The 21219-nt window shown below is 66.4% G+C and carries 18 protein-coding genes; 8 read left to right on the forward strand and 10 right to left on the reverse strand.

Annotated elements, in window-relative coordinates; genetic code table 11:
* Positions 1-20: 20 nt before the first annotated feature.
* Positions 21-497 carry a GNAT family N-acetyltransferase gene (locus FYM52_RS01170; RefSeq protein WP_154162752.1) on the reverse strand — a complete coding sequence of 159 codons (477 nt, stop codon included), beginning with the start codon at positions 495-497 and terminating at the stop codon, positions 21-23.
* Between the two features lie 42 nt (positions 498-539).
* Positions 540-1109 (reverse strand): XRE family transcriptional regulator, encoded by a 570-nt coding sequence (locus FYM52_RS01175; protein WP_154162753.1) that lies wholly within the window; start codon positions 1107-1109, stop codon positions 540-542.
* Positions 1110-1162: 53 nt separating this feature from the next.
* Here FYM52_RS01175 and FYM52_RS01180 point away from each other — a divergent pair, with 53 nt between their 5' ends.
* Positions 1163-2083: an EamA family transporter gene (locus FYM52_RS01180; RefSeq protein WP_238826062.1), complete on the forward strand. Its 921-nt coding sequence runs from the start codon at positions 1163-1165 to the stop codon at positions 2081-2083.
* Positions 2084-2452: 369 nt separating this feature from the next.
* On the opposite strand, the gene mmsB is transcribed toward FYM52_RS01180, so the two are convergent.
* From mmsB to FYM52_RS01215, 7 genes are all read right to left on the reverse strand, one after another.
* A complete protein-coding gene (mmsB, locus tag FYM52_RS01185; protein WP_042412744.1) occupies positions 2453-3349 on the reverse strand; it encodes a 3-hydroxyisobutyrate dehydrogenase in 897 nt (298 codons plus the stop codon).
* 106 nt (positions 3350-3455) lie between these two features.
* The gene (locus tag FYM52_RS01190; protein WP_154162755.1) at positions 3456-3857 is read right to left on the reverse strand and encodes a DUF488 domain-containing protein; all 402 of its coding nucleotides are present in this window, start codon (positions 3855-3857) and stop codon (positions 3456-3458) included.
* 18 nt (positions 3858-3875) lie between these two features.
* Positions 3876-4379, reverse strand: a complete 504-nt coding sequence (locus FYM52_RS01195; RefSeq protein WP_154162756.1) for a TfoX/Sxy family protein — start codon at positions 4377-4379, stop codon at positions 3876-3878.
* 14 nt (positions 4380-4393) lie between these two features.
* Positions 4394-4861, reverse strand: a complete 468-nt coding sequence (locus tag FYM52_RS01200; protein ID WP_154162757.1) for a hypothetical protein — start codon at positions 4859-4861, stop codon at positions 4394-4396.
* 16 nt (positions 4862-4877) lie between these two features.
* The gene (locus FYM52_RS01205) at positions 4878-6044 is read right to left on the reverse strand and encodes an acyl-CoA dehydrogenase family protein (RefSeq protein WP_154162758.1); all 1167 of its coding nucleotides are present in this window, start codon (positions 6042-6044) and stop codon (positions 4878-4880) included.
* Between the two features lie 63 nt (positions 6045-6107).
* The gene (locus tag FYM52_RS01210; RefSeq protein WP_154162759.1) at positions 6108-6515 is read right to left on the reverse strand and encodes a lysozyme inhibitor LprI family protein; all 408 of its coding nucleotides are present in this window, start codon (positions 6513-6515) and stop codon (positions 6108-6110) included.
* Positions 6516-6598: 83 nt separating this feature from the next.
* Positions 6599-8122, reverse strand: coding sequence for a CoA-acylating methylmalonate-semialdehyde dehydrogenase (locus FYM52_RS01215; RefSeq protein ID WP_154162760.1), 1524 nt, complete (start codon positions 8120-8122; stop codon positions 6599-6601).
* 158 nt (positions 8123-8280) lie between these two features.
* On the opposite strand from FYM52_RS01215, the gene FYM52_RS01220 reads away from it, so the two are divergent.
* The 7 genes from FYM52_RS01220 (at position 8281) to rssA (ending at position 20749) form a co-directional block, all read left to right on the forward strand.
* Positions 8281-9180, forward strand: coding sequence for a LysR family transcriptional regulator (locus tag FYM52_RS01220; protein WP_154162899.1), 900 nt, complete (start codon positions 8281-8283; stop codon positions 9178-9180).
* Between the two features lie 130 nt (positions 9181-9310).
* The gene (locus FYM52_RS01225) at positions 9311-12385 is read left to right on the forward strand and encodes an EAL domain-containing protein (protein WP_154162761.1); all 3075 of its coding nucleotides are present in this window, start codon (positions 9311-9313) and stop codon (positions 12383-12385) included.
* The gene (locus FYM52_RS01230; protein WP_154162762.1) at positions 12378-12740 is read left to right on the forward strand and encodes a YnfA family protein; all 363 of its coding nucleotides are present in this window, start codon (positions 12378-12380) and stop codon (positions 12738-12740) included. Before FYM52_RS01225 ends, FYM52_RS01230 begins: the two co-directional genes overlap by 8 nt.
* A gap of 178 nt (positions 12741-12918) precedes the next feature.
* Entirely contained in the window at positions 12919-16443 is a 3525-nt protein-coding gene (gene smc, locus FYM52_RS01235) for a chromosome segregation protein SMC (protein WP_162524613.1), read from the forward strand.
* A gap of 29 nt (positions 16444-16472) precedes the next feature.
* Complete coding sequence (locus tag FYM52_RS01240; RefSeq protein ID WP_154162763.1) at positions 16473-17654, forward strand: cell division protein FtsZ; 1182 nt, start codon at positions 16473-16475, stop codon at positions 17652-17654.
* 6 nt (positions 17655-17660) lie between these two features.
* On the forward strand, positions 17661-19763 hold the full coding sequence (ligA, locus tag FYM52_RS01245) for an NAD-dependent DNA ligase LigA (RefSeq protein ID WP_154162764.1): 2103 nt from the start codon (positions 17661-17663) through the stop codon (positions 19761-19763).
* A gap of 2 nt (positions 19764-19765) precedes the next feature.
* The gene (gene rssA, locus FYM52_RS01250; protein WP_154162765.1) at positions 19766-20749 is read left to right on the forward strand and encodes a patatin-like phospholipase RssA; all 984 of its coding nucleotides are present in this window, start codon (positions 19766-19768) and stop codon (positions 20747-20749) included.
* 64 nt (positions 20750-20813) lie between these two features.
* Here rssA and FYM52_RS01255 read toward each other — a convergent pair whose 3' ends face one another.
* Positions 20814-21098, reverse strand: coding sequence for a hypothetical protein (locus tag FYM52_RS01255; protein ID WP_045266704.1), 285 nt, complete (start codon positions 21096-21098; stop codon positions 20814-20816).
* Positions 21099-21219: the final 121 nt, after the last annotated feature.

The raw sequence follows: 21219 nt of genomic DNA on the forward strand, positions 1-21219 counted from the left end.
GCCTTTGCCTGGGCAGTCCATCACACTGCAGCGCTGCCGGCCGATGCCGCCGGTTTCAACATGTCGATGTGGGGAATGCCATCTTCGTCATAGACGTCCCCGACGGCCTGGAAGCCGAGCGATCCATAGAACTTTTCGAGGCGCGCCTGCGCACCGATTCGTATGCCTTGGCCCGGAAAGTGTTTTTCCGTGAAGGCGATGGCTTCGGCAACCAGCGCGCGGCCAATTTGGAGGTTGCGGAATTGGGCCAGCGTGATCACGCGCCCGATCGAAGGCTCCGTGTATTTGAGCCCGGGATCCACGACCCGGGCATAGGCCGCCAGCTCGCCCCCCACCGTCACCCGCAGGTGCCAGGACTGTGGGTCCAAGCCGTCGGCGTCCTGGTAGGCACACTGCTGCTCGACGATGAAGATCGATTCTCGGGCGCGGAGCACTTCGTAGATTTCCAGGGCCGTGAAGGCCTCCAGGCGGTTCCAGTGGTAGTTCAGATGCTTCATGTTGTGCGGGTGTGCTGGGGCGAGGCGGCGTTGCCGATGGGGTCAGCGAAAGTGGCGCTTGATGACCAGATAGCGCGCAGCGGTCGTTCCGCCGTTGCCAAAGGATTGTTCTTCGTGGGTGGATACGCGCGCGCAGTCCCCGGGCTGTAGTTCGTAGACGGTGGCCCCGCTGGTGAGCGTCAATTGGCCTTCCAGCAGCAGGATTTGGTCGTCCGAGTGCAGCGTGGCACTGGCGGCAAAGCTGACGGTTTGCCCCGGTGGCAACTCGACCGCCACGATCTCCACCTCGGCGGCATCGCCCGGGGGGGACAGCAGCCGCCGGATATAGCCCGTGGCCGGATCTGTCCACTGCTGCTGCTCTTGCACGCGCTGGATCGCTGTGGGGGCCGACCGGGGCTCGCGCATCAGGGCTGACATGCTCAGGCCCATGGCATCAGCAATGCGGGAGAGCAGCACGGCGGTGGGGCTGCTCTCCCGGCGCTCGATCTTGGAAATCATGGCCCGGCTCACGCCCGCCTGGGTCGCCAGCTGGTCCAGTGTCAGTCCGCGTCGCATCCGCTCTTCGCGGACGCGCTGGGGGATGAGGTTTTCGGGGGATGTGTGGGGCGACATGCATTCCATTATAGTGGATATCTACTATAGTGGAATATATGCGTGCAACGTTCTTGAATACGACAGCCGTGCCGGTGCTGGCGCTGCTGCTCAATGCGCTGGCCTGGGGTGTCGCGTGGTGGCCTTTCCGGCAGCTTCAGTCCTTGGGGCTGCATCCGCTGTGGGCGACCGCCTGCATCTACGGGTTGGCGGCCAGCGTGATCGGGCTGTGGCGCCCCCAAGCCCTGGGGCAGGTCGTGCGCCTGCCGTCGCTGTGGGGGATCCTCATCGCCTCAGGCCTGACCAATGCGGCCTTCAACTGGGCGGTCAGCATCGGGGATGTGGTCCGTGTGGTGCTTTTGTTCTATCTGATGCCGCTGTGGTCGCTGCTGCTGGCAAGGCTGTTGCTTGGCGAAGCCGTGACGGTTGGTGCGTGCGTGCGCGCCGTGCTGGCGGTGGTTGGGGCCGCCTGCGTGCTGGCCGGCCCCGCGGCAGCCACCGGGGACATGCGGGCCAGTTCTGCCAGCCTTGCCGATGCCTTGGCCTTGCTGGCCGGCTTTGCCTTTGCCTTGAACACCGTGCTGCTGCGGCGTGCGGCCGCGGTACCGCGCGAAGGGCGGGCGATGGCCATGTTCCTGGGTGGGGCCCTGGTCGCTGGGGCTGCTGCCACCTTGTTGTCCGGGGCAGGGGATGCTGCCTCCCTGGCCGTCACCTGGCCTGGCGCCGCAGCAGCGTGGGTGCTGCCCGTTGCGGGACTGGCCCTGGCTTTCCTGGGGGTGAACCTGTGCCTGCAATATGCCGTGGCCCGCCTCAGCGCCCGGGTGACGGCGGTGGTCCTGCCGTGCGAGGTGCTGTTTGCGGCCGTCACTGCCGTGTGGTGGGGCGGCGCGTCCTTGCATCTGGGCCTGGTGGTTGGCGGAGCATGCATCCTGTCCGCGGCAATGGCCAGTGTCTGGGGGCATGCAAGGGCGGCGCCCGACCGGGTGGCCGAATGATGCCTCGGAATGATGGCAGCCGTGCCCATGGCGTGGCGCGGCCTGTGCGTGCAGGCGCTAAACGGCGAGGGTGCGCCACGTCTGGCTGCGGCGAATGCTCGTCCTTCTTCCTTGCTTGGTGGTGGCGTGACGCGCTTGTCCTCCAGCGATGGCCTCTAACCCCAGCCGGACTGTGCCGCTGCTTGCACGATCGTGCGGCTTGCACACCGCGGCCCGAAGAGCAGGTCATGGGGGCATTGGGGCAGCGTCCGCAGAGCGAATAGCTCTCAGAGCCCGCAGGCGCCAGAGCATCTGCACCGCCTGCAAAAAAAAAGCCGCCAGGCATGTGCCTGGCGGCCTGGGCTGGGGTATCCGCCGTGGCTCAGACCCTCACGGTTTTTGCAGCATCTTAATGACGCTGGAGAAGTCCTCGCCGCCGTGGCCCGCAATGCTGTGGGCCGCATAGATGGCGCGGGCCATGCCGCCCAGCGGGGTGCTGGCCTTGGTGGCGATGGCATTGTCCTGGGCCAGGCCCAGGTCCTTGAGCATCAGGTCCGTGCCAAAGCCGCCGGCATAGCCCTTGCTGGCCGGGGCGTTCTCGTGCACGCCGGGGAAGGGGTTGTACTTTTCCAGTGCCCAGTTGCCGCCGGAGCTGCGGCGCATGATCTCGCTCAGTACCTTGGGGTCCAGGCCATTGGCCACGCCCAGGGCGATGGCTTCGCTGGTCCCCACCATCAGGATGCCCAGCAGCATGTTGTTGCAGATCTTGGCGGTCTGGCCGGCCCCCACGGCGCCGGCGTGGAAGATGTTGGCGCCCATTTTCTCCAGGTAGGGCTGGGCGCGTTCCAGCTGCGCCGTGGTGCCGCCGACCATGAAGGTCAGCGTGCCCGCAATCGCGCCGCCCGTGCCGCCCGACACCGGGGCGTCGATGAAGTCGATGCCGGCGGCATCGGCCGCCTTGGCCACCTTCTGGCTGGTGGCGGCGGCGATGGTGGAGCTGTCGATCACCAGCGTGCCCGGGGCAATGCTGGCCAGCAGGCCGGGGGCGCCGTCCTTGCCCAGGAACAGGGCCTCCACGTGCTGGCTGGCGGGCAGCATGGTGACCACCACCTTGGCGCCCTGCACGGCGTCCTGTGCGCTGAAGGCGGCGGTGGCGCCTTCAGCGACCACCTTGGCGACGGCCTCCTTGGACAGGTCGAAGGCGCGCACGGCGTGGCCGGCTTTTTGCAGATTGATGGCCATGGGGCCGCCCATATTGCCGAGGCCGATGAAAGCGATGGTGGTCATACCGTTGTCTCCTGGTGGTGTTGAACTGTGGTTGTAATCTTCAAAAAAACTAGCTGTCTGCGCTGGTGTGATAAGGGCTGGAGGCTTAAAAGTCTTGCAATGTGAGTTAGCCAGTGCCGAAGTCGGCCCCGCGTTCGCTCAGCAGGCTGCGCAAAATGCTGCGGTGGCAGCGGGCTTCGTCCTCGCAATAGCAGCCCAGGGCGAAACGGCCGTGGTGCGATAGCGCCGCCAGCAGGTCCAGCGTGCGTGCTGCCGGGGCCTCGGCCATGGCCTTGCGAAAGGCTTTCTCAAACTGTTGCCAGTCCTTGGCGTCGCCGTTTTTCTGCGCAGCCTGGCCCAGGGCCATGAGTTCGGTCGAGGGGGACAGCTCCGGGTACCAGACGTCGTAATAGTCGCGACGGGCAAATTCGGCCTTGGGCACACCGCGCGGCGGTCGGCGCACGGTGCCGATGCGCAGGCCTTCGTCCGCGCTGCGCGGGCTGCCAAGTTGAACGATGCGGATGGGCATGGCGGATCTCCGGGCCGGTCAGGCGTCGTCATCGAACACGGAGTGCTTGCGCGCCGGCGGGCGCGGCGTGGCCTTCGTGCTGGTGGGTGTTTTGGCGGTTTTACGCAGTCTGGAAGTGCGTGGTGCGCTCTCTTCGGGAGAGCGTGCCGGTGCCCCGTCACCACCTGCGGCCTTCTTGCGCGTGGCCTTGGCCAGCGGGTTGAAGGCCAGGGCCGCGGCGATCCAGTGCTGCCACTGTGCGCGCGTGGCGTAGGCGGCGGGGCTGATGTAGAAGTAGCCGTCCATCAGCCCCTTGCTGGACAGGGGGCGCACGCCCGGCGTTTCCGCGACGGCGGCGTGCGTGTCCGGCGGCAGGCGCACCAGCAGCTCGTCGCCTTCCACACCCAGGCACAGCTTGCCGTTGACCATGAAGACATGGCAGCCGAACATGCGCTTTTCCTCGACCTCGCCGGCCTCCAGCAGCGCTGCGCGCACGGCGTCGATGAGCTGCAGGGTGTCGTCGGAAAGTGGGCGGGCAGGCATAACTATTTGATTAATTAGTGCTTGCGGCTTTTACCAAGACCAAATGCACCGCCTTGTACGGTCATTCCTCTGTCATAAATGTCGTCGCCACGTGGTGATATTCCGCTAACTGATCTCCAATATTCTTCTCGCTCTTTGGTTGTTTTGAACATGTTTTTTTGTTCAGCAAGCCCGTACAAAGCGCGCATTTCTGCCGGAAGTGATGTTCTGTGTTCTGAGAAGTAGTGTTCTGAAATCAGTTTGAGCATGACTTGCTCTTTGCAAGACGTGCAGCGAACCAAAGTCGAAAGAAATGTTTGTCGAGCTTTTTCTACTATTTGGAAATTTTTTTGAGAAATGCTTACGTTTTTTCTAGCGTTTTCTTTCTTTTGTCTCTCGGTAATTTTGACTGGGTCATGTGCCTTCTTTAAGTGTTTTTCCAAGTGCACTACTTTGACGCCACATTGAGGACACACTTTGGTAACGATGCTTGCTTCAGTCATTTGCTTTATTGCACGCTTAACGGATGGCGTCGGGCGCGTCGGCCTCCAGCATGCGCCGGGCAATGATGACACGCATGATCTCGTTCGTGCCCTCCAGGATCTGGTGCACGCGCGCATCGCGCATCAGGCGCTCCAGCGGGTACTCGCGGATGTAGCCATAGCCGCCGTGCAGTTGCAGGGCTTCGTTGCAGACCATGAAGCCGGCGTCCGTGGCAAAGCGCTTGGCCATGGCGCAGTAGGTCGATGCGTCGCGCGCGCCGGCATCCAGCTTGGATGCGGCCAGGCGCACCATCTGGCGCGCGGCGACCAGCTCGGTCGCCATGTCGGCCAGCTTGAACTGCAGGGCCTGGAAGCTGGCGATGGCCTTGCCGAACTGCTTGCGCTCCTGCATGTACTGCTGCGCCTGGGTGAGTGCGCCCTGGGCGGCACCGATGGAGCAGGTGGCGATGTTGATGCGCCCGCCGTCCAGCCCCTTCATGGCGATCTTGAAGCCTTCGCCTTCCTGGCCCAGCAGGTGGTTGGCCGGGATGCGCACATTGTCAAAGCTGATGACGCGCGTGGGCTGGCTGTTCCAGCCCATCTTCTCTTCCTTCTTGCCGTAGCTGATGCCCGGGGCATCGGCCGGCACGGCAAAGGCGCTGATGCCCTTGGCGCCCGAATCGGGGGCGCCGGTGCGGGCCATCAGCACCAGCACGTCGGTGCTGCCGGCGCCGCTGATGAAGGCCTTGGCGCCGTTGATCACGTAGTGGTCACCGTCCTTGTCGGCCCGGGTCTTGAGGGAGGCGGCGTCCGAGCCGGCGCCGGGTTCGGTCAGGCAGTAACTGGCCAGCTTCTGTCCACTGGTGAGCGCCTCGCCCCAGGTGGTGCGCACGGCCTCGGTGGCCCAGGTGCCCAGCATCCAGGTGGCCATGTTGTGGATGGTGATGAAGGCGGTGGTGCTGGGATCGACGGCGGCCAGCTCCTCGAACACCAGCGTCGCATCCAGGCGCGGCAGGGCCAGGCCGCCAGCATTCTCGGGCGCGTACAGGCCGCAAAAACCCAGTTCACCGGCCTGGGCGATTGCCTCGCGCGGGAAGATGGCTTCGCGGTCCCATTCGGCGGCATGCGGGACCAGGGCGGTCTGTGCGAACTGGCGCGCGGTGTCGGCAAAGGCGCGTTGGTCTGCGCTGAGTTCAAAGTCCATGGCGGTGTCTCCTGTCTCTTTGTTGTTGTCGAAGGCGGTGTCCGCAGATGCAAGGTCCGCGGCTCAGGGGGGCGGCGCTTCGCCGTGGTGCAGCCAGTGCCGCAGGGCGGCGTGGCGGGCTTCGGTCTGCTGCGTCAGGCAGTCGTGCAAGCGCTGGGGCCAGTCGGCGCGGCCCTCGTCGCCGGCATGGCGGGCCTTGCAGGTGCTGGTGCGCTGGCGGCTCCAGGCGCTCTGGTCCTTGCGCAGGGCCGGGCGTTCGTGGGCCGACAGGGCGCGCATCACATCGCCATACAGGATGTTCTGCGCGCTGTCGGCCTGCTGAAAGCGCTGCACGGCGCAGGCATTGCGGCTGGCGGTGTCGCTGGCACCGGGCGCGCAGGCCGCGCCGGCCTGGGCCCGCACGGCGGGGCTGTGGATCAGCCCGGCCACCAGCAGGCAGGCTGCGACCAGGGAGGGGGCAGGCAAAGTCATGCCTGCATCATCCCAGAGTTTGGGGTCCAAATGGCCTCCAGCCCAATCTGCACCAGCGCTGCCAGCTATGCTTTGCGCAGGCCTTACTTCAGGCTGATGGTGGTGTTCACGCCGTGGCTGGTGGTCGAGTCGTCGAACCAGCGCGCGGTGACCGTCTTGGTCTGGGTGTAGAACATCACCACCTGCTTGCCGTAGGGGCCCAGGTCGCCCAGCTTGGAGGCGCGGCTGCCGGTGAACGAGAACAGGGGCACGGGCACGGGGATGGGCACGTTGATGCCGACCTGGCCGACGTCGATCTCTTCCTGGAACTTGCGCGCGGCGGCGCCGCTTTGCGTGAAGATGGCCGTGCCGTTGCCGTTGGGGTTGGCGTTGATGAAGGCGATGGCTTCATCGATGTCCGCGGCTTCGGCAATGCACAGCACGGGGCCGAAGATTTCCTGGTCGTACACGCTCATGCCGGGCTTGACGCCGCTGAAGATGGTGGGGCCGACAAAGTTGCCCTTCTCGTAACCGGCGACCTGGGGCTTGCGGCCATCCAGCTCCAGCTTGGCGCCGTCGGCAATGCCGCGCTCGATCAGGCTTTCCACGCGCGACAGGGCGGCGCAGCTGACCACGGGGCCGACGTCGGTGCCGGCTTCGGTGCCGCCGGAGACCTTCAGGGTCTTGGCCTTCGCGACCAGCTCGGGGATCCAGTTGCGGGCTTCGCCCACCAGCACTACCACCGACAGCGCCATGCAGCGCTGGCCGGCCGCACCAAAGGCGGCACCGGCCAGGGCGTTCAGCGACTGCTCCTTGTTGGCATCGGGCAGGACGATGGCGTGGTTCTTGGCGCCCATCATGCACTGCACGCGCTTGCCGTTCAGGCTGGCGCGGTTGTAGACGTGGGTGCCGACCTTGGTGGAGCCGACGAAGCTGATGGCCTTGATGTCCGGGTGGTCGCAGATGGCGTTCACCGCGTCTTCACCGCCGTGGATCACGTTCAGCACGCCGGGGGGGACGCCGGCTTCCAGTGCCAGTTCGCACAGGCGCATGGTGACCATGGGGTCCTGCTCGGAAGGCTTGAGCACGAAGGTGTTGCCGGTGGCGATCGCCATGGGGAACATCCACAGCGGAATCATGGCGGGGAAATTGAACGGGGTGATGCCTGCGCACACGCCCAGGGGCTGGTTCAGGGTGTAGGTGTCCACGCCGTTGGCCACATTGTTGGCCAGCTCGCCCAGTTGCAGGGTGCCGATGTTGGCAGCGTGCTCCACCACTTCCAGGCCACGGAAGACATCGCCTTCGGCGTCGGGCAGGGTCTTGCCCTGTTCGGCGGTCAGGATGGCGGCCAGCTCCTTCATGTTCTCGCGGATCAGCTGCTGCAGCTTCAGGAAGATGCGGGCGCGGGTGCCGATGGGGGTCTTCTTCCAGGTCTTGAAGGCTTCCTTGGCGTTGCTCACCGCCAGGTTGATTTCCTCGGGGGTGGCAAAGGGCACGCGGGCCAGCACCTCCTGGGTGGCCGGATTGACCACGTTGCGCCACTGGGTGGTCTTGGATTCGACCAGCTGGCCGTTGATCAGCAGTTTGACGGTCGGGGCCAGGACGGCTTGGGAAGCAGGTGCATTCATGGTGCGTGTCTCCAGGGTGTTGTAGGAATCAGGTGGGCTTGGCAGCGGCTGCGGTGCATTCGCCCGACCATGGAGGACATGCTAGGTGTGCAAAACTGCCAAAGCAATACGCATTTACGCACCTTGGCTTTGCATAAATGCACAGTCATACTGTGGGCATGGATTGGGATCATTTGCGTTTCTTTGCGGCCCTGGCCCACACCGGCACGCTGGTGGGGGCGGCGCGTGCACTCGGCGTGGAGCACACCACCGTGGCCCGGCGCATCCAGGCGCTGGAGCACCAGCTGGGTACCCCGCTGTTCGTGCGCGATGCCACGGGGCACAAGCTCAACCAGGCCGGGCGCCAGCTGCTGCCCACGGCCCAGGCCATGGAGCAGGCCGCCAGCGGCATCGAGCACCTGGCGCGGCACAGCGATGCCGAGCATGCGGCGGTGGCCGGGCTGGTGCGCGTTGGCGTGACCGAGGGGCTGGGTGTGCAACTGCTGGCCGCGCCGCTGTCGCGCCTGTCGCTGCAGTACCCCAAGCTGTCGGTGGATCTGCTGGCGCTGCCCCGGCTGATGCACCTGTCGCGGCGCGAGGCGGACATCGTCATTTCCCTGGAGCGGCCCAAGCGCGGCACGGTGGTGGTCAGCAAGCTGACCGACTATCACCTGTATCTGTATGGTGAGCGCCAGTACCTGGCGCGCAAGCCGCTGGTGCACAGCAGCGAGGACCTGCGCCACCACCAGTTCATCCACTACGTCGACGACCTGTTGTTCTCGCAGGAGCTGCAACTGCTGTCGCAGCTGTACAAGCCCACCCATTTCGTGTTCCGCAGCACCAGCATCGCGGCGCAGTACGAGGCCGTGCGCGCCGGCGCAGGCCTGGCGGTGCTGCCGGCGTTCCTGGCCGACCGGGACCCGCTGCTGCAGCGCGTGCTGCCCGAGCAGGCGCGGTTCGAGCGCAGCTTCTGGATGTCCATGCCCGAGGAAGCCAAGGGGGTGCCGCGCATCCAAGTGGTATGGAAACTACTGAAGCATTTGTTTACAGAACACCAGTCCCGGCTCAAGCCCCTGTGAGCGTGGTCGACTCAGGGTTATTTAGCAGTTTGGTTTGCCCAAACAGGGCCTGAGCCAAGGTTATGCTATCGCTTCGGTTAATTTTTGTTAGCAATTGCATACCTGCATTGCGGCACAGCTCTAGTGATTCATGAAACTTCGCTCTAAGTTCCGACAGCGATTGCAACTGTGGTGGCTTTCCGCGACCGTCTGCGCAGTGGGTGGTGCCCTGAGTCTGGGCCTGTGGCACACCCTGGAAGCGCACCGGGCCAGCATGACACTGGAGCGTCTGGAGCAGCAGGCCCTGCAGCTCAGCAGCGCGCTGGAACAGAAGATGGATGCCTATGGCGAGCTGGTCTATGGTATGGCCGTGCTCGGCAAATCGCCGGATAGCCTGTCTTCGCCGCTGCTGCCCCAGCTCAATGCGCAGCGCTATCCGGGTGTGGAATTCCTGAGCCTGGTGCGGCGCATGCCTTCGGCCGTGGCCGGCTATGAAATGGCCGATGTCTGGCCCACCCGCAGCACCGATGTCTGGATGGGCGAGAACGCCCAGAACCTGGAAGCGCTGACACAGCTGTGGGCCCGGCTGCCCGAAAGCCTGGAGCCCAGCATGAGCGAGCCGTTCGCGGTGCTGGGTGGGGATGCCTCGCCGCAGCGGGTGGTCATCGGCATGCCGATGTGGCCGGCCTCGGCCCGGTCCGCCGCGGTGCACCAAGGCGACATTCTGGCGATGGGCCTGCGTGCCGACCAGTTGCTGGAGCATTTCATGGCACGCGGGGGGCTGGAGCAGGGACTGGTGTCGATCCAGGACCAGGGCTCGGCTTCGCACCGCAGTGCCACCAGCCGCACACCGCGCCTGCCCATCTATGTGAGCGATGGCTGGGCACAGTTGCCGGCCAGTGCCCCCAAAGTGCAGCATGAGCTGCTGGTCTGGGGGCGCATCTGGTCGCTGGAGTTCGCGCCCCAGCCCCAGGTGCTGTCGGCGCTGGAAAGCGCCTATCCCATGATTGTCGGGATTGGCGGGCTGGGCGCGACCCTGGTGCTGGCGGCCCTGGTGGCCGTGCTGTCGCACCAGCGGCTGCGCGCGCAATTCCAGACCCGCGTCAAGCACAACTTGCTGCGCCAGCAAAGCGACCGCCTCAAGGCGCTGCTGCACCAGTCGGCGATCGGCGTGGCCGAGATCGAGCCCGGCACCGGCCGCTATCTCAGCGTGAACAGCCGCTTCTCCGATGTTGTGGGCTATGACCCCAAGACGCTGGAGATGATGGATCTCTACCAGATCCTGCACCCCGAGGAACGCCCCGAGTTCCAGCGCCTGGAAGGCGCGCTGGCGGCCGGCCGTCTGGCCCATTTCACGGTGACGCAGCGCATGGTGCGCGCCGATGGCAGCGAGGTCTGGACCGAGGTCTGGGTCTCGCCCGTGGTGGACAACACCGGCCAGTCCATGGGCCGCCAGATTGTGTTGCTGCTGGATGTGACCGAACGCCAGATCCTGCAGGCGCAGCTGCACGCGCGCGAAGCCTATTCCAGCGAAATGCTGCGCTATATGCCGGTGGGGCTGGTGGTGGTCGGGCCCAGCGGCAACATCGAGTTCGTGAACCACCAGTTCGAGGTGATGACCGGCTGGTCGCAGTGCGACATGGCCGACGAAACCACGCTGTGGCGCCTGCTGTGCGTGGACGCCATGCAGCATGCCGCGCTGCTGCAGCGCCTGAACGCGGGGCGCTGCGAGGTGGTGCCCACCGGCGTCAACATGCCGGCGGCCGAATACCTGCTGCGCAGCAAGGACGGCAAGGAGCTGCCCATCGAGGTGTCGGGCCGCTTCCTGGGCGGGCGCATCCTGCTGAGCTTTGTGGACCTGAGCCAGCGCAAGGCCGCGGAAGAGGAAATCCGCTGGCTGGGCTTTTACGACACCGTCACCCAGCTGCCCAACCGCCGACTGCTGCTGGAGCGGCTGGCCGAGGCCGTGGCCCGCTGCCAGCGCCCGGGCGGTGGCAAGGGTGCGTTGCTGCTGCTGGACATCGACAATTTCAAATCCCTGAACGAAACCCTGGGCCACCAGCATGGCGATGCACTGCTGCGTCTGGTGGCCACGCGCTTGAGCAACTGCATCGCGGGCCAGTACACCCTGGCGCGCCAGGGGGGGGACGAGTTCGCCGTGGTCCTGGAGGACCTGCCCAGCGAGCCCCTGGAGGCCGGACGCCGTGCCGAGCAGGTGGGCTGCGCGGTGCTGGAGGCGCTGCGCACGCCGTTCTACCTGGGGGCGCAGGACTTTCACGTCACCGTCAGCATGGGGGCCGTGGTGTTCAGCGGCAAGAGCGACACCGTGGAAGAGCTGCTCAAGCGCGCTGACCTGGCCTTGTACCAGGCCAAGAGCGCGGGCCGCGACACCCTGCAGTTCTTTGATCCCAGCATGCAAAAGGCCGTCAGCGCCCGGGTCGAGATGGAAAAGGACATGCGCCTGGCCCTGGAGCGCCATGAGTTCGACCTGTACTTCCAGCCCCAGGTGCAAAAGGACAAGGTGATCGGTGCCGAGGCGCTGTTGCGCTGGAAGCACCCGGTCAAGGGCTTTATCTCCCCCAGCGTGTTCGTGCCAGCGGCCGAAGAGTCCGGCCTGATCCTGCCGCTGGGCGAGTGGGTGCTGTACGCCGCCTGCCGCCAGCTGGCGCAGTGGGCCAAGGACCCGCAGATGGCGGGCCTGACCATGTCGGTCAACGTCAGTCCGCGCCAGTTCTACCAGCCCAGCTTTGTGGAGCAGGTGCAGCAGGCCCTGCGCGTCACTGGTGCACCGCCGCGCATGTTGGAGCTGGAATTGACCGAGGGCATGCTGCTGGCCGATGTCGAGGACACCATCCGCAAGATGGTGCAGCTCAAGGCCATGGGTGTGATCTTCTCGCTGGACGATTTCGGCACGGGCTATTCGTCGCTGAGCTACCTCAAGCGCCTGCCGCTGGACAAGCTCAAGATCGACCAGAGTTTTGTCTACGAGGTACTGTCCAGCGCCAACGACGCCACGATTGCGCGCTCCATCATCGCTCTGGGCAACAGCCTGGGCCTGCAGGTGATCGCCGAAGGCGTGGAGACCGAGGCGCAGCGCGAATTCCTGGCGTCCAGCGGCTGCCATTACTGGCAGGGCTTCCTGTTCAGCCAGCCCAAGCCGATCGCAGAATTCGAGACCTGGACACGGGCCTATGGTGCGGCGCGCACGGAGCGCAGCCATGCCTGACACGGTTTGGGTGGGCAGCCTGGCCGGGTTGCTGAAGACAGCGGGTTTGTTTGTGGCGACGGCCGTGGCCGAAATTCTCGGCTGCTACCTGCCGTGGCTGTGGCTCAAGCAGGGCGGCAGCGCCTGGTTGCTGCTGCCGGCGGCCGCCAGTCTGGTGGCTTTTGTCTGGTTGTTGAGCCTGCACCCGGCTGCCGCCGGTCGGGTCTATGCCGCCTACGGCGGTGTCTACGTGGCCGTGGCCATGGTCTGGCTGTGGCTGGTGGATGGCCTGCGTCCCACGGCCTGGGAATGGGCCGGCGTCGCCGTCTGCCTGTGCGGCATGGCCATCATCGCCTTGGCGCCGCGCCCGGTGTGAGAACCCTCGCGGACCGTCAACTCCTGAATTGAGAGCTGAACGCGCTGGCTGAACCTGCGCAAAAGCCTTTTTTGTTACAAAGTCCGCGCCGAGGCCCGGGCGGCAGTTGTAAGCAGGCGCGTTATCATCGGCCCCTGGTTTCCACTGTTGCCACGTCTGCTTCTCCGACCCGACCTCCGTGCGCCTTAATTCGATCAAGCTCTCCGGCTTCAAGTCCTTCGCCGAACCCACCAACTTCCTGCTGCCGGGCCAGCTGGTCGGCGTGGTCGGCCCCAACGGTTGCGGAAAGTCCAACATCATGGATGCCGTGCGCTGGGTGCTGGGGGAGAGCAAGGCCAGCGAGTTGCGCGGCGAGAGCATGCAGGACGTGATCTTCAATGGCACGACGCACCGCAAGCCGGCCAGTCGCTCCAGCGTGGAGCTGGTGTTTGACAACAGCGACCACCGCGCGGGCGGCCAATGGGGCCAGTTCACGGAAATCGCCGTCAAGCGCGTGCTCACGCGCGATGGCAACAGCAGTTACTTCATCAACAACCAGCCAGTGCGCCGCCGCGATGTGCAGGACGTGTTCCTGGGCACTGGTCTGGGTCCGCGCGCCTACGCCATCATTGGCCAGGGCACCATCAGCCGCATCATCGAGTCGCGCCCCGAGGAGCTGCGCCTGTTCCTGGAAGAGGCGGCCGGCGTGTCCAAGTACAAGGAGCGCCGCCGCGAGACCGAAAACCGCCTGGGCGACACGCGCGAGAACCTGACGCGCGTCGAGGACATCTTGCGCGAGCTGAATGCCAACCTCGACAAGCTGGAAAAGCAGGCCGAGGTGGCGGCCCAGTACAACACGCTGCAGGCCAGCGTGACGCTCAAGCAGCACCAGCTGTGGTTCCTGAAAAAGCAGGATGCCGAGGGCGATCTGGCCAAGATCCGCCAGGAAGGCCTGCAGGCCGTCAACGAGCTGGAAAGCCGCATGGCGGAAATCCGCCACATCGAGGCCGACCTCGAAGCCGTGCGCCAGGCGCACTACGAGGCCGGCGACCAGGTCAACCAGGCCCAGGGGCGGCTGTACGAAGCCACGGCCGAGGTGGGCAAGCTGGAGGCCGAGATCCGCTACGTGGTCGAGGGGCGCCAGCGCGTCGAGCAGCGCATGCAGCAGCTGGCCGAGCAGATCGCCCAGTGGGCGCAGCGCAAAGACGATGCCGAAGCCGAGTTGGAACACCTGGCCGCCAGCGGCATGGATGCCGAAGAGCAGGCCGAAATGCTGGCCGCGCAGCTGGAAGAGCAGAGCCAGCGCCTGCCGGACCTCGAAGACGCGCTGCGCGCCACCCAGCACAAGGCCAATACCCAGCGCCAGCAGGTGGTGCAGGTGCAGCAGCAGATCCAGGTGCTGGCCGCCGAGCAGCGCAGCTTGAACGAGCAAACCCGCCAGCACGAAGCCCGGCTGGAGCGCCTGCGCAACGATCGCAATGCGCTGGCTGCCCCCGACGAAGACCGGCTGCAGCAGGTCAGCGCCCAGTACGCGGACGCCGCCGAGATGGCCGAGATGGCCGAGGCGGTGCTGGTGGAGCTGCAGGACAGCGTGCCCCAGCTCGATGACGAGCGGCGCCAGCGCCAGCAGGCCCTGAATGCCGAGACCTCCAAGCAGGCCGAGCTGGCCGCGCGCATGGAGGCCCTCAAGGCGTTGCAGGAAAAGGTCAAGACCGATGGCAAGCTGCAGCCCTGGCTGGCCCAGCATGGGCTGGAAAGCCTGCAAGGCCTGTGGACCAAGATTCACGTGGAAGCCGGCTGGGAAAACGCGCTGGAAGCGGCCTTGCGCGAGCGCATGGGCGCGCTGGAAGTCAGCCGCCTGGACATGGTGCGCGGCTTCCTGGGTGCCGGCGCCAAGGATGCCCCGCCGGCGCGCCTGGCGTTTTACTCCCGGCCCGACGCCAGCATCGCGCTGACCAGCCAGGGCCTGCCCCTGCTGGCCGACCTGCTGCGCGTGACCGACGCGGGCCTCAAGGCCGTGCTCTGTGAATGGCTGGCCGGTTGCTACACCGCTGCTTCGCTGGACGAGGCGCTGAGCCACCGGGCGCAGCTGCGGCCCGGCGACACCATCTATGTGCCCACGGGCCATGCCGTGACGGCGCACAGCGTGAGCTTTTATGCGCAGGATTCGGAGCAGTCCGGCCTGCTGGCGCGCGCCCAGGAGATCGAACACCTGGAAAAAGAACTGCGCGCCCAGGCCCTGATCAGCGAAGAAACCCGCACCGCCCTGGCCAAGGCCGAGGCCGCCTATGGCGACGCCTCGCAGCGCCTGGTCAGCGCGCGCCGCGAGGCCAGTGAGGCCAAGCAGAGCGCGCACGAGCTGCAGGTGGACATGTTGCGCCTGACGCAGCAGGCCGAGCAGGCGCGCGCGCGCACGGCACAGATCGAGGCCGACGTGGCCGAGGTGCAGGCCGCGCTGGACGAGCTGCAGGAGCGCGCCGTGGCCGCCGAGGCACGCTTTGAAGAGCTGGACATGCAGCTGGCCGACAGCCAGGAGCTGCATGCCCAGCTGGACGACCGCGTGATCGAGGCCGAGCGCAAGCTGGCCGAAAGCCGGGAGCAGCTGCGCACGCTGGAGCGCCGAGCACAGGAGGCCACGTTCAGCCAGCGCAGCATGCAGGCCCGCCAAGGCGAGCTGCAGCGCACGCTGGAAACCGCCGAGCAGCAGACCAAGGCGCTGCTGGAAGAGCGCGAGCGTGCGCAGGCCGAGCAGGGGCGCCTGAACGATGCCGCCGCCCAGGGCGGACTGCAGGACGCGCTGGCGCTGAAGATGGAGCGCGAGCAGGCCGTGGCCACCGCGCGCAGCGCCTACGAAGACCTGACCAACAAGCTGCGTGCCAGCGACGAGCGCCGCGTGCAGATCGAACGCGCGCTGGACCCGATGCGCGCGCGCATCACCGAATTCCAGCTCAAGGAGCAGGCCGCCTCGCTGGGCAGTGCCCAGTACGAGCAGCAACTGGCCGAAGCCGGGGCCGACCTGGCGGCGGTGGCGCAGTCCATCCTCGAAGGCAATGTCAAGCTGCACGGCCTGCAGTCGGAAATCGACCGCCTGCACCGCGAGATCGCGGCCCTGGGCGCGGTCAATCTGGCGGCCCTGGAAGAGCTGCAGCTGGCCAAGGAACGCAAGACCTTCCTGGATGCCCAGATGGCCGACCTGACCGAGGCCATGACCACGCTGGAAAACGCCATCAAGAAGATCGACAACGAGACGCGCGAGCTGCTGTCGGGCACCTTCAACACGGTGAACGAGCACTTTGGCCGCATGTTCCCCGAGCTGTTTGGTGGCGGGCAGGCCAAACTGATCATCACCGGCGATGAAATTCTGGACTCCGGCGTGCAGGTCATGGCCCAGCCACCGGGCAAGAAGAACCAGACCATCCACCTGCTGTCGGGTGGCGAAAAGGCCCTGACGGCGATTGCGCTGGTGTTCGCCATCTTCCAGCTCAACCCCGCGCCGTTCTGTCTGCTGGACGAGGTGGACGCGCCGCTGGATGACGCCAACACCGAGCGCTATGCCAAACTGGTGGCCAGCATGAGCAAGGGAACCCAGTTCCTGTTCATCAGCCACAACAAGATTGCCATGGAGATGGCGCAACAACTGATCGGTGTGACGATGCAGGAGCAAGGTGTCTCGCGCATCGTGGCCGTGGACATGGAATCGGCCCTGTCCATGGCCCACGCCTGAGTCAACGGATTACGGGACGAAGCAATTCCATGAGTACCCTTCAAATCAGTCTGGCCGTGGTGGGGGTGATCCTGCTGGGCCTGATCGTGGCCTACAACACCTGGACCCACCGGCGCAATGCCCCCAAGCGCGCGCAGTATGCCGACGGGGACACGCGCCTGGGCGAGGGGCATTCGCGCTTCGACCCGGCCCTGGACGGCGTGGATGTGACCGATCTGCCACCCAGCCACCGCGCGCCGGTGGTCGACCCCCTGATGGACACCGCACCCGCGCAAGAGGCGCAGGCCGGCATCTGGGCCGCCGATCCGGCGCTGGACGCCGCGCCGGCCACGGCCGCGGTGGATGGCGGTGCGGCCGTGGCCGTGTCGCCCGCGGCGGCGGCCGAGCGCAAGCTGGCGCTGGATGGCCTGATCGACGCGATTGCCCCGCTGCGCGTGGAGCACGTGGTCACCGGCGATGCCGCCCTGATGGTGCAGCCCACCACGCGCCGCGCCGGCAGCAAGCAGTTCCGCATCGAAGGCCTGAACGCCGCGACCCAGGAATGGGAAACCGTGCGTGCCGGCCAGCGCTACACGGCGTTTCAGGCCGGGGTGCAACTGGCCAACCGCCTGGGGGCGCTCAACGAGATCGAATTTTCCGAGTTTGTGGCCAAGGTGCAGGGCTTTGGCGATGCGCTGAATGCCGCCGTGGACCTGCCCGACATGCTGCACGAAGTGGCGCGCGCACGCGAGCTGGACCAGTTCGCCGGCGAGCACGATGCGCAGCTGAGCTTCATGCTGCGCCCGCGCCGCGCGGCCTGGAGCCCGGGCTACATCGAGCAGCACGCCGCGGCCGTCGGCTTCGTGCCGGCCACCATGCCAGGGCGCATGCTGCTGCCGTCCGAAACGCCCGGCCATGCGCCGCTGCTGACCCTGGCCTACGACGCCCAGGCGGCCCAGGCCGACAACCTGGACCAGACCGCCGTGCACGAGGTCTGGCTGAGCCTGGATGTGCCCCAGGTGCCGCGCACCGAGGAGCCGTTTGCACGCCTGCGCCAGGTGGTGCAGGTGCTGTGCGAAGGCATGGACGGCATGCTGTGCGACCAGAACGGCTACCAGCTGCTGCCCCAGGTGCTGGACCCGATCGAGGCCGACCTGCAAAAGCTGTACGACAAGCTCGACAGCCGCGAACTGTCGGCCGGCTCCATGCTGGCGCGCCGTCTGTTCAATTGAGGCGGCATGCACGACAATCTGGACCTTTTTGGCGCTCCAGCGCCCGAGCAGCCTACGCCTGCTGCTCCTAAAACCGTTGTTGCCAAGGTGCAGCAGCTGCGTGCCCAGCTGAACCAGTGGGCGCATGAATACTATGTGCTGGATGCGCCCTCGGTGCCCGATGGCGAGTATGACCGCGTGTTCCAGCAGCTGCAGGCCCTGGAAGGCGCCTACCCCGCGCTGCAGACGCCGGATTCGCCCACGCAGCGGGTCATCGGTGCGGTGCTGGAGGGATTGAAGCCGGTGCGCCACGTGGTGCCCATGCTGTCCATCCGCACGGAAACCGACAACGAGGCTTCGGGCGCCGAGGCCTTCGATGCACGCATCCGCCGCGAGCTGGAACTGGACCTGGCCGCGCCGCCTGTGGAGTACGTGGCCGAGCCCAAGTTCGACGGCCTGGCGATGAGCCTGCGCTACGAGCAGGGCCGCCTGGTGCACGCCGTGACGCGCGGCGATGGCGAGGTGGGCGAGGACGTGACCCACAACATCCGCACCATCCGCCAGATCCCCCTGAGCCTGCCGGACGGTGTGCCCCCGGTGCTGGAAGTGCGCGGCGAGGTCTACATGCGCCGTGCCGACTTCCAGGCGCTGAATGCGCGCCAGGAAGCCGCCGGCGGCAAGCTGTTTGCCAATCCGCGCAACGCGGCGGCGGGCTCGGTGCGCCAGCTCGATTCGCACATCGCCATGCAACGGCCGCTGTCCTTCTTTGCCTACGGCGTGGGCGAGGTGACACCGCCCGAGCAGGGCGGGCCGGTGTTCAGCACCCACTATGGCTTGCTGCAGCAGCTGCGCACCTGGGGTTTTCCGGTGGCAGCGCAGGTCTGCATTGCGCGGGGTGCTCCTGAATTGGTGGCTTTCCATGCCGAGCTGGGCCAGCAGCGTGCCAGCCTGCCGTATGAAATCGACGGCGTGGTCTACAAGGTCAACAGCCTGGCCCTGCAGCGCCAGCTGGGCTTTGTGACGCGCGAGCCGCGCTGGGCCGTGGCGCACAAGTACCCGGCCGAGGAAATGCCCACCGTCATGGAGGGCATTGACGTGCAGGTCGGGCGCACCGGCAAGCTCACGCCCGTGGCGCGGCTGGCACCGGTCAGCGTGGGCGGGGTCACGGTGACCAATGCCACGCTGCACAACCTGTTTGAAATCCGCAAGAAGCGCGTGCGCGTGGGTGACACCGTCATCGTGCGGCGCGCTGGTGATGTGATTCCCGAGGTGGTGGGCAAGGTGCCCGGCGAGCGCCCGGTCTACGTACCCAACTTCCAGATGCCCAAGGCCTGCCCGATCTGTGGCTCGGAGGTGGTGCGCGAACCCGGTGAGGCCAACCACCGCTGCACCGGCGGGCTGTTCTGCCCGGCGCAGCGCAAGGAAGCCCTCCTGCACTTTGCCGCGCGCCGCGCCATGGACATCGAAGGCCTGGGCGACAAGCTGGTGGACCAGTTGGTGGATGGCCATGTGGTGCGCACCTTGCCGGATTTGTACCGCTTGGGCTTGACCGCGCTGTCTTCACTGGATCGCATGGCTGAAAAATCGGCCCAAAACGTACTGGCAGCGCTGGAGAAATCCAAGTCCACGACGCTGAACCGTTTCCTGTTCGGCCTGGGTATCCGCCACGTGGGGGAGGCCACGGCCAAGGACTTGGCGCGCCATTTCGGCACGCTGGACGCCATCATGGACGCCAGCGTCGAGCAGTTGCTGCAGGTGCGTGACGTGGGGCCGGTGGTGGCCGAAAGCATCCACACCTTCTTCGCCCAGCCCCACAACCGCGAGGTGGTGGAGCAGTTGCGCGCCTGCGGCGTGCACTGGGACGAGGGCGCACCGGCGGAAAAAGCCCCGCAGGTGCTGGCGGGCAAGACCGTGGTGCTGACCGGCACCCTGCCCACCCTGGGGCGCGATGCCGCCAAGGAATTGCTGGAGGCGGCCGGCGCCAAGGTCAGCGGCTCGGTCAGCAAGAAGACCAGCTATGTGATCGCGGGGGCCGAGGCCGGCAGCAAGCTGGCCAAGGCCCAGGAACTGGGCGTGCCCGTGCTGGACGAAGCCGGCATGCTGGCCCTGCTGAACGCTACGGAGAACTGAGCATGACACTGGCCCGGCGCACCCCGAAGATTGGATTGGCGCTGGGCAGTGGCTCGGCACGCGGCTGGGCGCACATCGGTGTGCTGCAGGCGCTGGACGAAGCCGGCATCCGCCCCGATGTGGTCTGTGGCGCCTCGATCGGTGCCCTGGTCGGCGCGGCCTATGCCGCCGGCGAGCTGGAGCGGTTTGCCGACTGGGTGCAAAGCCTGGGCATGCGCGATGTCTTCGGCTTCATGGACTTCAACCTGTCGGGCGGCATGCTCAAGGGCGAGAAGCTGATCAGCTTCTGGCGCCGCAATTTTGCGGATTTCAACATCGAGGATTCGGCCCTGCCGTTTGCCGCCGTGGCCACGGACCTGCATTCGGGCGCCGAGGTCTGGCTGCGCCATGGCTCCATCGCCGACGCGGTGCGGGCCTCGATCGCGATGCCGGGCCTGTTCACCCCGGTGGTGCGCGAGGGGCGGCTGCTGGCCGATGGCGGCCTGGTCAACCCGGTGCCGGCCTCGCTGGCGCGTGCCATGGGGGCGGACATTGTCATCGCCGTGGATTTGAACGCCAGCTTGCTGCACCGCCACATGCACCCCCTGGGGGTGGTGGCGACGCACCCCGACGATACGGCTGGCCAGCCGGCGGAGGTGGTGGATGCGCACAGCGCGGCCTGGATGGCGCGCCTGCAAAGCCGCCTGCGGGGGCGGCGTGCCGGGCGCGCCACCCCGGCCAGCGATGCGATCCCCATTCCTTCGCTGCTGGATGTGGCGATGACCAGTGTCAACATCATGCAGATGCGCATCACGCGCAGCCGCATGGCGGGCGATCCACCAGAGCTGGTGATCGCCCCCAGGCTGTCCGACATGGGGCTGCTGGATTTCCACCGCGCCAAGGAGGCCGTGGCTGCGGGCTATGCCGCTGCGCAGGCCGCCCTGCCGGGCTTGCAGCATTTCGGCTGGAAGGCCGCGGTGGACAAGCCACCCCAGGAAAATTCTTAAACCATAGCAGTCAGCGCTTGCTGGTATTGCGCAAAACGCCGATTCGATAGTGAATGTCCGGCGCCTAGCGGCGGCGCACGGCCCCGGCGCGGCCGGCCTTGCTCCAGTCGTAGGGTTCGCCATCGGGAGTGCGGCCGTTCTCCACCGCCGCCACGCCCAGCGTGCCGACCATCTCGCTCAGGTCGGACGAGATGCAGACATGGGCGTTGCGCGGGTCGGCGCGCAGGCTTTGGCAGTGGGCCAGCGCCTGGGTCATGGCGCTGTCGCTGTAGGCATGGCACTGCGGCACCCAGACAGGGGCTTCGGCAGCGGGCTGGGCGTTGTGCAGGTGAAAGACGACAATGCTCATGGTCGGGAGTGCGGAGAAAAAAGGGACGGCGGCGCAGCCGGGCAGGCCAGGGTACGCCCAGCGCATGGCTGGGTCGCGGTGCTATAAGCCTACAGCCTCCAATGTTGGAGGGTCAAACGTA

This window comes from Comamonas sp. CAH-2 (genome assembly GCF_009668305.1).
Taxonomy (GTDB): domain Bacteria; phylum Pseudomonadota; class Gammaproteobacteria; order Burkholderiales; family Burkholderiaceae_C; genus Comamonas; species Comamonas aquatica.